10 protein-coding genes are annotated in these 13,456 nt (G+C 62.8%); 7 read left to right on the plus strand and 3 right to left on the minus strand.

Annotated features, from left to right (window positions below; translation table 11 throughout):
* Positions 1–33: 33 nt before the first annotated feature.
* Positions 34–1,317, plus strand: a complete 1,284-nt coding sequence (locus SSPSH_RS03905; protein WP_006912329.1) for a TRAP transporter large permease — start codon at positions 34–36, stop codon at positions 1,315–1,317.
* 404 nt (positions 1,318–1,721) lie between these two features.
* Here SSPSH_RS03905 and dctP read toward each other — a convergent pair whose 3' ends face one another.
* On the minus strand, positions 1,722–2,750 hold the full coding sequence (gene dctP, locus SSPSH_RS03910; RefSeq protein ID WP_006912330.1) for a TRAP transporter substrate-binding protein DctP: 1,029 nt from the start codon (positions 2,748–2,750) through the stop codon (positions 1,722–1,724).
* Between the two features lie 330 nt (positions 2,751–3,080).
* On the opposite strand from dctP, the gene SSPSH_RS03915 reads away from it, so the two are divergent.
* Both SSPSH_RS03915 and SSPSH_RS03920 read left to right on the plus strand, forming a co-directional pair.
* Positions 3,081–3,965 carry a phosphoribulokinase gene (locus SSPSH_RS03915; protein ID WP_006912331.1) on the plus strand — a complete coding sequence of 295 codons (885 nt, stop codon included), beginning with the start codon at positions 3,081–3,083 and terminating at the stop codon, positions 3,963–3,965.
* A 44-nt stretch (positions 3,966–4,009) separates the two neighbouring features.
* Entirely contained in the window at positions 4,010–5,050 is a 1,041-nt protein-coding gene (locus tag SSPSH_RS03920; protein ID WP_006912332.1) for an NADP(H)-dependent aldo-keto reductase, read from the plus strand.
* Positions 5,051–5,088: 38 nt separating this feature from the next.
* Here the strand turns inward: SSPSH_RS03920 and SSPSH_RS03925 are convergent, their stop codons facing one another.
* Positions 5,089–6,579 (minus strand): hydroxymethylglutaryl-CoA synthase family protein, encoded by a 1,491-nt coding sequence (locus tag SSPSH_RS03925; RefSeq protein WP_006912333.1) that lies wholly within the window; start codon positions 6,577–6,579, stop codon positions 5,089–5,091.
* Between the two features lie 159 nt (positions 6,580–6,738).
* Between SSPSH_RS03925 and mvaD the strand changes: the two genes are divergently transcribed.
* Genes mvaD through idi form a run of 3 tightly spaced genes read left to right on the plus strand, consistent with a single transcriptional unit; the run spans position 6,739 to position 11,724 of the window.
* On the plus strand, positions 6,739–8,751 hold the full coding sequence (gene mvaD / locus SSPSH_RS19145; RefSeq protein ID WP_021031383.1) for a diphosphomevalonate decarboxylase: 2,013 nt from the start codon (positions 6,739–6,741) through the stop codon (positions 8,749–8,751).
* Positions 8,752–8,790: 39 nt separating this feature from the next.
* On the plus strand, positions 8,791–11,136 hold the full coding sequence (locus SSPSH_RS03940; RefSeq protein WP_420852593.1) for a hydroxymethylglutaryl-CoA reductase, degradative: 2,346 nt from the start codon (positions 8,791–8,793) through the stop codon (positions 11,134–11,136).
* 6 nt (positions 11,137–11,142) lie between these two features.
* On the plus strand, positions 11,143–11,724 hold the full coding sequence (gene idi, locus SSPSH_RS03945) for an isopentenyl-diphosphate Delta-isomerase (RefSeq protein WP_006912337.1): 582 nt from the start codon (positions 11,143–11,145) through the stop codon (positions 11,722–11,724).
* On the opposite strand, the gene SSPSH_RS17725 is transcribed toward idi, so the two are convergent.
* Positions 11,721–12,347, minus strand: a complete 627-nt coding sequence (locus SSPSH_RS17725; protein WP_006912338.1) for an ABC transporter substrate-binding protein — start codon at positions 12,345–12,347, stop codon at positions 11,721–11,723. The genes idi and SSPSH_RS17725 overlap by 4 nt on opposite strands.
* 219 nt (positions 12,348–12,566) lie before the next feature.
* Between SSPSH_RS17725 and SSPSH_RS03955 the strand changes: the two genes are divergently transcribed.
* Entirely contained in the window at positions 12,567–13,454 is an 888-nt protein-coding gene (locus SSPSH_RS03955) for a farnesyl diphosphate synthase (protein WP_006912341.1), read from the plus strand.
* The last annotated feature ends 2 nt before the right edge of the window (positions 13,455–13,456 follow it).

A 13,456-nucleotide genomic window follows, 5' to 3' on the forward strand; every position in this document is an offset into this window, starting at 1 on the left:
TTCGGCTGTAACGATGATGACGAGGGGTAGCGCATGCTGATGTGGTTGGGCTTGATCATGCTCGTGCTGTTGATGCTCGGGTTCCCGATGATGGTGCCGCTGGCCGTGGGCACGCTCTACATGATGTTCACGGGCATGACGTTCTTCGGCCCGGATCAGGCCGTGAGCTGGATGATCAGTGGCGTGGGCAGCTGGGTGCTCGCCGCCGTACCGATGTTCATCTTTGCCGCCGATATTCTGACCAAGGGTCATACCGCCAACCGCCTGCTCGATCTGGTAGATGCGTTTACCCGCCACATGCGCGGCGGCTTGCCGATTACCACAGCCGCTTCCTGCGCCCTGTTCGGCGCCGTTTCGGGCTCTACTCAAGCAACGGTCGTAGCCATGGGCGGGCCCATGCGTCCGCGCTTGCTAGCCAAGGGTTATCCCGACAAATTTGCGCTCGCGCTGATCATCAATGCCTCGGATATCGCGCTGCTGATCCCGCCGTCCATTGGCTTCATCGTCTACGGCGTGGTGATGAAGACCTCGATCGGCGATCTGTTTCTAGCCGGCATCCTGCCCGGGCTGCTGATCCTCGGCATGTTCTCGATCTACTGCTATATCGGCGCGGTCATTCAGGGCATTCCCGCTGAACCGAAAGCAAGCTGGGGCGAACGCTTCACCGCACTACGCAAGACCATCCTGCCGCTGGGCTTTCCCGTGCTGGTCGTGGGGGGCATTTACGGCGGTTACTTCAGTGCCGTCGAGGCGTCGGCGATCGCCGTGGCCTATGCGCTGGTGCTCGAAGTCATCATCTATCGTCAGGTCTCGATCCGCGATCTCGGTTCACTTGCGCTCTCCACAGGCATGATCACCGCGGTGGTTTTCATTCTTGTCGCGGTGGGCGCGGCATTCTCTCAGACGCTGGGCACCGCGGGCGTACCCGAACAGCTGCTCGGGCCGGCCATCGATGCGATCGGCCAGAACCAGATCCTGGCGTTGCTGCTGATCGCAGCCGCGTTCTTCGTCGGCTGTATGTTCGTCGACCCGATCGTGGTCATTCTGATCCTGGTACCGATCTTCAAGCCGCTGGTGCAATCCGCCGGCCTCGATCCGGTACATGTCGGCGTGATCGTCACGCTACAGGCCGCGATCGGCTCGGCCACACCGCCCTTCGGCTGCGACATATTCACCGCGATCGCGGTGTTCCGCCGGCCCTATATGGACGTGATTCGCGGCACACCGCCGTTCATCGCCATTCTCATGCTGGCGACCTTCATCCTCATCCTGTTCCCACAGATCTCGTTGTTCCTGCCGTCCATCGGCGGACAATAGCCGGCCCGGGTACTGCCGCGACGCCTGCGCCGCTCCAACCGCCTGCGTCCGGACACCGCCGCCCAGGCGCGGCGCGACTTACCCGCACGATGCGTCGCTGTCACACAGCCCGTCGCCCGACCGCGTCCGAGCGCGGCCGCGCTCCGGCACCATAAGAATCGCATCGCACCAAAAAAGGTCATGCCTGCGACAGTGTCGGCAATCGCATCGGCGCGCATGAATACGGGCTTTAACCACCGACAGGGCTGGTTCTCAGCACACGCATGCCTTGGACGCCGACCATCCCAAAACGGGTGATACGCCGCACACTTATCCCGCATTCGGGCACAAAAAAACCCGGGCAGCGTACTGCCCGGGCTCAGGGTCATGCCCAATCATACGATCGGGCCAGGCGGCGACAGTCGTTACTGGCTGGCGCTATCGCCCTTGTTTTCGTCGATGGCCTCGAGCAGCGCATCAAGCGAGGCCTGGCCACGTTCGCCCACCTCGTTGACGTAGGTATCGCGTACCGGCTTGGCTTTCTCCTCGAACTTGGCGCGCTCGTCGTCGCTGAGTTCGATGATCTGGATATCGCCTTTGTCCTTGATCGTATCCAGACGCTCCTTGTTGAACTGGCTCTGGATATCGTGACCGACCTGCACCAGCTCCTGGGTCGTCTGTTCGACCATCTTCTGCTGGTCCTCGGACAGGCCTTCCCACCAGTCGAGATTGCCGATGACGTTACCGACGAACTGCGACTGATTCGCGAAGATCATGTAGTCCTGAACTTCGTAGAAGCCCATTTCCTCATGCGCGAACACCGGCTGGATGTTGGCATCCGCCTGGCCCTGCTGCAGCGCGCTGTAGAGCTCGCCGTAGGCGATCGTGATCGGCGCGGCACCATAGGCACGATAGGTCGCACGCAAGAGGCTGTTATCCATCACCCGGATATGCAGATTCTTCATATCCTCCGGGCTGCGGATTTCCTTGTTCGCGGTCCAAACCTGATAACCCTCGGGCAGTCCCGCCAGGGGCACGAGGCCGCGCTTGCGAAACGACTGCTGCCAAGCATCGCTTTTCAGGAACGTATCCGAGTTGAGCGCTTTCGCGGTTTCGAGCTCGTCTTCCGGCATGACGAAGTTCAGGCTCATGAGCTGGCTTTCCGGCACGGTGCCGCCCAGGAAGCCGGAACCGAAGCCGATCTGAATCGCACCGTTCTGGATCGCGTCATAGAGTGCGGAATAGCTGGACCCCCACTTGCCATAAGGCAGCAGCTGCACGGTGATGTCACCGCCGCTCTCTTCCTCGATGCGCTCCTTGAATTCCTTGGCATATTCGTACTGGACGCTGCCCTCAATCTCTTCGAGACCGAAGCGCCAGGTTTCGGCGTTCGCGGAGCCCGCCACAGTGACGAGTCCGAACGCGATGGCCAAACCGATGGTTTTGAGCCGCATAAATCCCCCTTCGTGGATTCTGGATAGAGTGGTTTCACTAAATGGTATAGACCGGTTCGTGTCAAGCTGCGGCGCACCACAAACCGATTGTTTTCCCACTGCAATGCGCCCGTCGCACAGGCGTCGCAGCAGGATATGCAACGTATGCAAAAGCCCTGCCGCCCAAGCACAGCGCGCTGCGGTTCAGCGCACAGCGGTGGTATGGTTGGTCAGCGGTGACCAGCGCTTCAGCAGCTGTTCATCCGTACCCTGATCGCGCATTCTGGTCGGCAGCTATGGCGCCGACCGGAACGCTCGCTCGTTGGCCGCAGTACTGGGAGTTATCGCAACATGTCCGTGATCCATCCGATCGTCGCGGTGACGGGTTCATCCGGTGCCGGCACATCGACCGCACGTATCGCATTCGAACACATCTTTCATCGCCTGCACGTACGCGCCGCCTATATCGATGGCGATGCGTTCCATGCCTACAGCCGGCGCGAGATGGCCAAGGCCGTCAGGCGCGCCACCATTCGCGGCGAGAACTTCAGCCACTTCGGCCCGGGCGCCAACCGGCTCGACCGGCTGGAGAAACTGTTCGCCGAATACGGCGATCGCGGCACCGGCGAGACCCGACGCTATCTCCACGACGAGATCGAAGCCGCGGAGTTCGACCGAGAGCCAGGCACCTTCACCGACTGGGCGCCGATCGAATCCGATACCGAGCTCATGCTCTACGAGGGCCTGCACGGCGGCGTGGTCACCGATCAGGTCGACGTCGCCCAGCACGTCGATCTGATGGTGGGCGTGGTGCCGACCATCAACCTGGAATGGATCCAGAAGATCCGGCGCGATATCGATGTGCGCGGCTATGCGCCGGAGGACGTTGCCAAGGTGATCCTGCGGCGCATGCCCGACTACGTGCGCTATATCACGCCCCAGTTCACCCGCACCGACGTCAATTTCCAGCGCGTGCCGCTGGTGGATACGTCAAATCCGTTCGTGGCGCGCGACGTGCCCAACGACGACGAATCGATGGTAGTGATCCGTTTTCGTGACCCGGCGCACTGGGCAGTTGATTTTCCCTATCTGCTGACCATGATCCATGGATCATTCATGTCGCGTCCGAATACCGTGGTGGTGCCCGGCACGAAGATGCGCATGGCCATCGAAATCATCATCGGGCCGATCATCCGGCGCCTGCTCGAACAGCGCGAAGCCGCGCTTTCGCGTTGAGTTGGCGCAAGCGCCTCGTTACACGTCAATAAAGAAGACCTTTCATGCAATACCGCAAACTCGGCCGCAGCGATATCGACGTCAGTCGTATTGCGCTCGGCACCATGACTTTCGGCGAGCAGAACAGCGAAGACGAAGCCCACCGCCAGATCGACTATGCGCTCGATCAGGGCGTGAACTTCATCGATGCCGCCGAGATGTATCCGGTCCCGCCCAAGGCCGATACGCAGGGCCGAACGGAGGAATATATCGGCTCCTGGCTGGCGGCCTCGGGGCGGCGCGACGATGTGGTGCTGGCCAGCAAGGTCACCGGCCGCTCCAAGATGGACTATCTGCGCGACGGCTTCGAAACACGGCTCACGCCCAAACAGATCCGCAGCGCGCTGGAAGCCAGCCTCGACCGGTTGCATACCGATTATCTCGATCTCTATCAGGTGCACTGGCCGGACCGCTCCACCAACACCTTCGGCAAACGCGGCTATACCCATGCCGAAGACGATGATGCGGTGCCCATCGAGGAAACACTGGGCGAGCTGGGCCGTCTCGTCGAGGAAGGCAAGATTCGCTGCGTAGGCCTGTCCAACGAAACGCCGTGGGGGCTGATGCGCTACCTGCGCGCCGCCGAAAACGAAAATCTGCCGCGCGTGGTCTCAATCCAGAACCCCTACTCGCTGCTCAACCGTACGTTCGAAATCGGCCTGGCTGAATGCGCCGAGCGCGAGGATGTCCGACTGCTGGCGTATTCGCCGCTGGCGTTCGGCATGCTCACCGGCAAATATCTAGATGGTGCCGCGCCCGAAGGCGCTCGCCTGACGCGCTGGGAACGTTTCTCGCGCTATACCAACGCCCGCGGCAAGCAGGCCACGGCCGACTACGTGGCCCTCGCACGCAAGCACGGCATAGACCCGGCCCAAATGGCACTGGCCTATGTGAACAGCCGCAGTTTTCTGACGTCGAACATTATCGGCGCCACCACGATGGAACAGCTGGAAACCAATATCGCCAGCGCCGATATCGAACTGTCGGACGAGCTGGTCGAATCGATCGAGGCCATTCACGCCGACAACCCCAACCCCTGCCCGTAAGCCGACGGTTGGTAGTTCACGCGTTGGACCGCGCGCTGTTAGCGCGTGCGGTTCAACGTGTGACCATTGGCGACGTAGCGGTAGTACTCGATGCCCACATCGCGAAAGTCCGGCTCGTCACGTTCGCCAATCGCATCGACAACGAATTCGTCGTGCGCAGGCACCGGGTCGAGCGCGGCTACGCGGCCATCGTGCAGAGCCACGTATTGGTCCTGGTCGAGATCCAGGGGGTCGCCCAGTGCTTCGACGAAATTGATGCGTGCGGCGGCATTGCGCCAGTGGTCGGCGACCCGCATCGGCAAGGCTTCGGCGGCATCGCCACTGCCATAGCCCAGCGCGAGCCAGCGCTGGCCGTCGAGATTCGCTTTTTCGCGCAATGCCTGGACGAAGCCGGCTGCAAGCCATGCGGGCAAGGCAGCGGTATAGAGATTGCCCAGATCGCGCATCATTTCGCTGCCCAGCGATAGTTTGTCGGCCACCATAGCCTGCCAGAAGTCGCTGTGGCGCAGCCCGCGCAGCAGTAGCGAGGCCTTCGGAAACGCATCGTCGCCGCTCAGCCCGGCATGCACGCGTTCGCGCATATCCGGCGCAGCGCCACCGATCTCGGCGAGTACCGCTTCGTAATCCACATCCGCTTGTGCGCAGTATTCCCGTAATTCGGCGCGCGCGGCGGCATCGCCTTCGGCAAGCGCAAACAGATAGGCCATCGCCCAGCCCGATGCCGGCATCTTGTGATACGGGCGGTGCATGAACACGGCGTCCACGCTATGAAAATAGTCGCGCGAGCGCTCGCTCTGGCGGGAAAGCAGCGCATTCATGGCATGCCGGGTGGCATCGATATAACAACTGGTCGAATAGCGGCCGTTGAAGACCGGCAGATCCTGCATTTGCCCGTCGATCCGGCTGGGCTGGCCACGAAAACGTGCGAACGGCTTGCGAAAATCCACCATGCGATAGTCCGACGCACTGCCCGCGCCCGCCAGATCCACATGCAGCAACTGCGGCTCGGCTTCGAGCAGCATGGCAACCGCGCCAGCGCCCTGCGTGGGCTCGCCGCTGCTTCCGCGCTCGTATTCGGCGATATCCGAACAGATCACGATCGCCTTGCGCGTCGCGCCGTCGGTCGCGAGATAGCGCAACGCCCCTTTCATGGCATACACACCGCCCAGACAGGCGTGCTTGTATTCCGGCACTTCGCATTCGCGCGACATCGCCGGCATGCGGTGTGCAGCCAGCGCATCGTCGAGCATGCCCTTGACGATGACCGAGCCAGCCGAATTGTCGCTGGAGGATTCCGTACCCAGCGCCAGATAGCCGATATCACGCGGATCGATATCGTAGGCCTGAATCAGCCGCCAGGCTGCGTTCGCCGCGAGCGTATACACGCTTTGTTCCGGCCCGCGCATACGAAAACTGCGCCCGACGACGTTACGAATCTTGTCCCAGGACTGGTCGTTCCATTCGCACCAGTCGGCGAGCTGTACACGATAGGGCGGCAGATATAGCGCCAGTCCACTGATTCCAGGCATCGCGATCTCTTGTCTTCGCGGCTGTGCCGAGTTCGGCAGGCCAAGTTGAATACCGATATGCTAGCAAATGCTGCACCTTGTAATACGCCGTGCAACTGCGCCGCGCCAGCGCTTTCGCGTATCCTTTCGTCTGACTTCGACCGGCTTTGAACCCGCCACATGAGTGCTGCACCGATTTCGCCTGCCACTGCACGCGCGCATAGCAACATCGCCCTGATCAAGTATTGGGGCAAACGCGACGCGGCGCTCAATCTGCCGGCCGTGGGCTCCATTTCGATCACGCTCGATGCGCTCTATACGGATACCCGCGTGGGTTTTCATCCCGGCGCCGAACGCGACAGCGTCGATATCGGCGGGCGCAAGGTCGATGCTGCGCCATTCACGAAGTTTCTAGACCTGATTCGCGCACGCGCCGGCATCGCGCATCGCGCCCGCGTTGAATCCTGGAACAATTTTCCCACTGGTGCCGGCCTGGCGTCGTCTGCGTCGGGTTACAGCGCGCTGGCATTGGCCGCCTGTCGAGCCGCTGGCCTTGAAACGAGTGCGCGCGACTTATCGATTCTGGCCCGCCAGGGTTCCGGCTCGGCAGCGCGTTCGATATTCGGCGGCATCGTGGAAATGCACCGCGGCCAGGCCGACGGCGGCGAAGACGCCTACGCCGAGCCGCTACTGAATGCCGAGGACTGGCCGTTGGGCGTGGTCGTCGCGATTACCGATCGCAACGCGAAAAGCGTGAATTCCACCGCCGGCATGGCCGCACTCGACGAGCGTTCCGATTATTACGATGCCTGGGTCGCACGAGCACCGGACGATCTGGCGAGCATGCGCGATGCCATCGCCGCCCGCGATTTCGAAACCGTAGGCGCGCTCACGGAAATGAGCTGTCTGAAGCTGCACGGCCTGATGCTGTCGACGCGCCCCGGGCTGATCTACTGGAATGCCGCGACGGTTGCCGCGATGCACGCCATACGCGCGCTGCGCGCTGCCGGTACGCCGGTTTATTCACGATCGACGCCGGGCCCCAGGTCAAGGCGATCTGTGCGCCCGAACATACAGCTGAGGTTGCGGCTGTACTGGCCGGCGTACCTGGCGTGCTGGATACGCGTATCAGCGGCCTGGGCCCGGCGCCCACCCGCTCGACTGAACGTGACCGTCGAAGCCAGCGCCCCCGGCAAGCTGTTTCTGATCGGCGAATATGCGGTACTCGCCGGCGCGCCGGCGTTGCTCACGGCTGTCGATCGGCGCGTGCATGTCAGAGCCACGCCCTCGCCCGATGCGCGCTGGCGCCTCACCGCTGCGAATCTGGGTATTCGGGATCTCGATCTCGGCGCCGACCTTCAGCCCCCCCCTGAGTTCGACGCCGCCACACGCAGCAAGCTCGCTGTGTTCGAGGCAGTACGCGCGCATAGCGCTGCAGCGCTGGGCACACGCCTGACCGCGCAGCACGTTACGATCGATAGCCGGGATTTTGCCCAGGACGGCCATAAGCTCGGGCTGGGATCGAGCGCGGCGGTGGCTGCCGCGCTGACCGCGGCCCTGTCGCAGGCAAGCGGTGAATCGCTCGACAAGGGCGCCCTGGCAATGCGCGCGATCGCCGCCCATCGCACAGCCCAGAACGGACGCGGCAGCGGTGGCGACGTGGCAGCCGCCGTCTACGGCGGTTTGATCAGCTATACCCGCGATCACACGCCCATACCGCTCACCTGGCCTGCCGATCTCGCGGCCTACGCGCTGGTTACGGGCACTGGCGCGAGCACACCCGACCTCGTCGAACGCGTAGCGGATTACGGCAACCGCGCGCCGGACGCCCATGCCCGATACATGGCAGATTTGCGCGCGCTGGCGGACGCCGTCGTGGGTAGCCTCAATGATACGCGCAGCTTTCTCACGCTCGCCGCCGATTATTTTGCTGCGCTATGTCGACTCGATGCCGCGGCCGGCGCCGGTATTGTCACACCGCAGCATTTTCAACTGGCCGATTTGGCGGCAAAGCACGGCGGCGTATTCAAGACATCGGGCGCCGGTGGCGGCGATGTGGGTCTGGTGTTCGCACAACGTGGTGATGAGGAAAAGCGGTTGCACGCCGCGCTTGAACAGGCCGGCGCACGGGTCGTGGACCTGGATTTCGGCGCCGCCGGCGTGGCCTGTCGGACGCCGCAATCGCCGGGCTGACGCCGGTCTGCCATCGGTCTGCGATAAACTGCGCCCCTGATCTTTAGCGGGAACCCGGCTCCGGCCTCGTTTTCGCCCTTTTACGAAACGCTTTCAATTGCGATGAGTCATTCCCGGATACCTTCGTTCTACAAGTTTTCCGTCGCCAACCGGCTGCGCGTTCTGCTCGAGCGCGAGGTCATCGACGAGCGCGAATACGAGATGCTCGTCGATGGCGCCCACGTGATGGATGCCGCCCAGGCCGACCGGCTGATCGAGAACGTGATCAGCGTATTCGGGCTGCCGATGGGCCTGGGCCTGAATTTCCAGATCAACGGCCGCGACTATCTCGTACCGATGGTGGTCGAAGAGCCCTCGATCATCGCCGCAGTCAGCTCCGCGGCCAAGATCGTGCGTGGCGCCGGCGGGTTCGAAAGTCATGCCGAGCGCCCTTTGCTCATCGGCCAGATACAGATCGTGGGCGTGCCGCATGCGGCACACGCGCGCCAGGCGTTGCTGCAGAACGCCCAGGAAATTCTGGATCTGGCCAACAGCCTGCATCCGAACATGGTCGCGCGCGGTGGCGGCGCGCGTGAAATCGAGGTGCATACCCACGGCAGCACCGCCGCGCACGGCGAAATGCTGGTCGTGCACCTGCTTGTGGATACGCGCGATGCAATGGGCGCGAATCTCGTCAATACGATGTGCGAAGGCGCCGCGCCGTTGGTGGAAAAGGTCTCGGGCGGACGCGTTTTCCTGCGCATTCTGTCGAATCTCACTGACCGCGCGCTGGTGCGCTCGAAAGCGGTGATCCCGACTGCCCGTCTCACCGCCGGCGATTATTCGGGAGAGGAAGTGCGCGACGGCATCATCCTCGCGAACGAGTTCGCCGAAACGGACCCTTATCGGGCCACGACCCATAACAAGGGCATCATGAACGGCATCGATGCCGTAGCGATTGCCACCGGCAACGACTGGCGCGCGATTGAAGCTGCGGCCCATGCCTATGCCGCGCGCACCGGGCGCTACAGTTCGCTGACCCGCTGGTATGCCAACGCGGCCGGGGATCTGGTCGGCGAACTCGATATTCCACTCAAGATCGGCACGGTGGGCGGCCAGGTCGAGTCGAACCAGGCAGTCAAGATCGCGCATCGCGTGCTGGGTATTCAATCCGCGGCCGAACTGGCCGAAGTCATGGGTGCGGTGGGCCTGGCCCAGAACTTTGCCGCGATCAAGGCACTCTCGACGCACGGCATTCAGCGCGGCCATATGACGTTGCATGCACGCAGCGTCGCGATGGCCGCGGGTGCGGATGCCGCGATCTTCGACGATGTAGTCGACCGGCTGATCGCCGCCGGCGATATCAAGGTATGGAAAGCACGCGAGATCATCGCCGAGCTGGAAGACACCGCCCGGCTCGAGCAGGTTAATACGAGTACGAACACGCATCAGGACGTGATCGAACACGCCGATACCGCCGGCGATATCGGTTACGGCAAGATCATCCTGCTCGGCGAGCATTCCGTGGTGTATGGCCGGCATGCGATCGCTGCGCCTATTCCGCTGCATGTGCGCGCGGAAGTCACCGCGCAAGCCAACCATATCGATCTGGTCATTCCGCGCTGGGGCGTGGAAATGCGCCTGGCGGAGCCGGAACGCGCGATCAGCTCGTTGCATGCGTCGATCACGCTTATCGCCGAGCGCCTCGGCCTGGCCGATCGCGGCATGCGTATCGACGTCTTTCCGCATATCCCGCGCGCGAACGGGCTCGGCGCATCAGCTGCGCTCGCGGTCGCCGTGATCCGTGCCATGGCACGTTGTTTCGATATCGAAATCAGCGAGCGCGAGATTTCCAATCTTGCCTTCGACTGCGAAAAAATCGCTCACGGCACGCCATCGGGCATCGACAACACGCTGGCGACGTTCGGCAAGCCGATTCTCTTTCGCCGCGACAACGCCAATAGCCGTGCCGATATCGAGGATCTGACCACGCCACACCCCATTCCGGTAGTCATCGGCCTGTCGGGCGTGGCGACGCTCACCATGCAGACGGTGGGCAGCGTGCGTGCTGCCTGGCAGAAAAACCCGGAACGATATGAATCGATCTTTTCTCAGATCGATGCACTGGCGTTGGCCGGCGCCGAGGCCATGCGCAAAGGCGACCTGGTCGAGCTCGGCGAACTCATGAACATCGACCACGGCCTGCTCAATGCGCTGCAGGTCTCCTCGCGCGAGATTGAGGAACTGGTCCAGATCGCGCGCGATAACGGCGCGCTGGGCGCCAAGCTCACCGGCGGCGGCGGTGGCGGCGCGATGATCGCGATCAGCGAACCCGACCACTGCCAGGCGATTGCATCTGCCATGCGCAGCGCGGGCTATAACACATTCATTACCGAAATCCGGTAGCCGTTCATGTCCGACCCTTCTTCCGTTGCCCCGATCGTATCCTTCGACGACGAGCCGCTGATTCTCGTCGACAGCCAAGACAACGTGCTCGGCTACAAGCCCAAGGCAGAAGCCCATGAAGGCGACGGCGTGCTGCACCGTGCTTTTTCGATCTTCCTGTTCGACGGCACGGGCAAGGTCTGGCTACAACAACGCGCCCCGGGCAAGCAGCTCTGGGGCGGCTACTGGGCGAACAGTTGCTGCAGCCATCCGCGCCGCGGCGAAACGCTCGACGATGCCGCTGCCCGTCGTCTGCACGAAGAACTGGGCGTGAACGCCGAACTCACGTTCCTGTATCGCTTCGAGTACCACGCGCATTTCGGCGATATCGGGGCCGAACACGAGCTGTGCTCGGTCTACGTGGCCCAATCCGATACGCCCGTGGCGACCAACGCCAATGAAATCGCTGCAAGCCAGGCGGTCACGCCACGAATGCTGGATCGCGAGCTCGTCGACAATCCGTCGCTCTATACGCCCTGGCTCAAGCTCGAATGGCCGCGTATTCGCACCGACCACTGGGACACGGTCGAGCGCATGCTCGCCGGCTAGGCTTTCGGCAGCTGCGGATAACGCGCCAGCCCGCGATCCATCCAGGCGAGCACAGCCTGCGCACCATCGCGCTGCACGATTTCGGCCGCCCTCGATGCATCGAAACCCATCGACGGCGACATACGCACCACGCGCCATCGCCCACGCTCATCGACAAGCGTATAACGCGTGACCTGTCGCGTACCGTCGGGCGCGATCAGTGCCGCATCGACCTGGCGTGATTCGGGATCGATCTTTTCCCGACCGGCGATATCGAAACGCTGGTTCGCGTACTGGTCGTACGTTCGGGCATAGCCTGCGATCAGCATCCGGCGCATGCGCGTGATGTAGGCGCGCTGCTGGGCCGCATCCAACGCGTCCCAGCTTTTTCCAAGGCTGCGGCGGGCAATTTGCGGCATATCGAAATCGGTATCGATACGCCGCGCGAGCTTGTCGTAACGCGCGGCGAAGTCGAGATCGCGGCCCTGTTTCATCGTGCTCAAGAGCAAACTGTCGAAACGTTCCACCACGGCTCGTGCCGGCTCGCTGGCAGCCGCGCTCCATACACCGATACATGTCACGACCACCAGGGTGGCCACGACACAAACCGCGGTTTGTCTGAGTGATTTGTACTTCGCGTTCATGCGTTGTCCTGCGCGGTCCGGCGCGTCGATTCATCCGCAAATTCCGCTCTGTGACCACGCAGGCCGGCCCACAGTTCGTTGCGATGGCGTGCTGTCATCGAATCTTCAACGCGCGTTCAGCCCGTACGCCGGGCTCCGTATTTGACCGCTTCAATCTTTAGTGGCTAGCTAGCGCGCCATCGCCTATCAACGCGCCGCTCAACAACGGCTTGCCTGCCCATGGCCATCGATGCCCCGACCGACCTTAGCGCCCGTATCGAAGCCGCGCTGGAGCGCGCGTTGCCGCCGGCAGAAACCGAGCCCGTAACGCTGCACGGCGCCATGCGCTATGCCGTGCTGGGCGGCGGCAAGCGCATGCGTCCACGCCTGGTCCATGCCACCGGCCAGACCCTGGGACTGGCGCTAGAACAACTGGACGCACCGGCCACAGCGGTCGAATTGATTCATGCCTATTCGCTCATTCACGACGACTTGCCGGCCATGGACGACGATGCGCTGCGCCGCGGCCAGCCCACGGTGCATATCGCCTACGATGAGGCGATCGCCATTCTGGCCGGCGATGCGTTGCAAAGCCTGGCGTTCGAAGTGCTGGCCGGCGACGAAAGCGCGGCCGCACAGCCAGCGATCTGTAATGCACGGACGCTCACCCTCGCCAAAGCCTGTGGCTCGCGCGGAATGGTGGGCGGCCAGGTGCTGGATATGGCCAGCGAAGGCAAGGCCATCGATCAGGCCGCGCTCGAGCGTCTGCACCAACACAAGACCGGCGCACTGCTGCGCGCCTGCGTACGCATGGCCGCCGATACCGATCCATTGCTGGATGCCGATCGCCGCGACGCCCTGGATCGCTTCGCCGAGAACATCGGCCTGGCTTTTCAGGTCCGAGACGACGTGCTCGATATCGAATCCGACACACAGACACTCGGCAAGACGCAGGGCGCGGATATCGCCCATGACAAGGCCACGTATCCTGCGCTACTCGGCCTCGATGCGGCACGCGACTATGCAATGCGTCTACACGACGATGCCCTGGCCGCACTGGCAGTTTTCGCCAGCGACGCCGATCCGCTGCGGGCGATCGCCGCAGAGATCGTCAAACGCGATCACTAGCC

Source organism: Salinisphaera shabanensis E1L3A, from assembly GCF_000215955.2.
Taxonomy (GTDB): domain Bacteria; phylum Pseudomonadota; class Gammaproteobacteria; order Nevskiales; family Salinisphaeraceae; genus Salinisphaera; species Salinisphaera shabanensis.

Excerpts from the sequence above, each read along its gene's own strand:
- idi (WP_006912337.1), top strand. The coding sequence starts at position 11,143 with ATGTCCGACCCTTCTTCCGTTGCCCCGATCGTATCCTTCGACGACGAG.
- SSPSH_RS17725 (WP_006912338.1), bottom strand. The coding sequence starts at position 12,347 with ATGAACGCGAAGTACAAATCACTCAGACAAACCGCGGTTTGTGTCGTG.
- dctP (WP_006912330.1), bottom strand. The coding sequence starts at position 2,750 with ATGCGGCTCAAAACCATCGGTTTGGCCATCGCGTTCGGACTCGTCACT.
- SSPSH_RS03925 (WP_006912333.1), bottom strand. The coding sequence starts at position 6,579 with ATGCCTGGAATCAGTGGACTGGCGCTATATCTGCCGCCCTATCGTGTA.
- SSPSH_RS03905 (WP_006912329.1), top strand. The coding sequence starts at position 34 with ATGCTGATGTGGTTGGGCTTGATCATGCTCGTGCTGTTGATGCTCGGG.
- SSPSH_RS03920 (WP_006912332.1), top strand. The coding sequence starts at position 4,010 with ATGCAATACCGCAAACTCGGCCGCAGCGATATCGACGTCAGTCGTATT.
- SSPSH_RS03955 (WP_006912341.1), top strand. The coding sequence starts at position 12,567 with ATGGCCATCGATGCCCCGACCGACCTTAGCGCCCGTATCGAAGCCGCG.
- mvaD (WP_021031383.1), top strand. The coding sequence starts at position 6,739 with ATGAGTGCTGCACCGATTTCGCCTGCCACTGCACGCGCGCATAGCAAC.
- SSPSH_RS03915 (WP_006912331.1), top strand. The coding sequence starts at position 3,081 with ATGTCCGTGATCCATCCGATCGTCGCGGTGACGGGTTCATCCGGTGCC.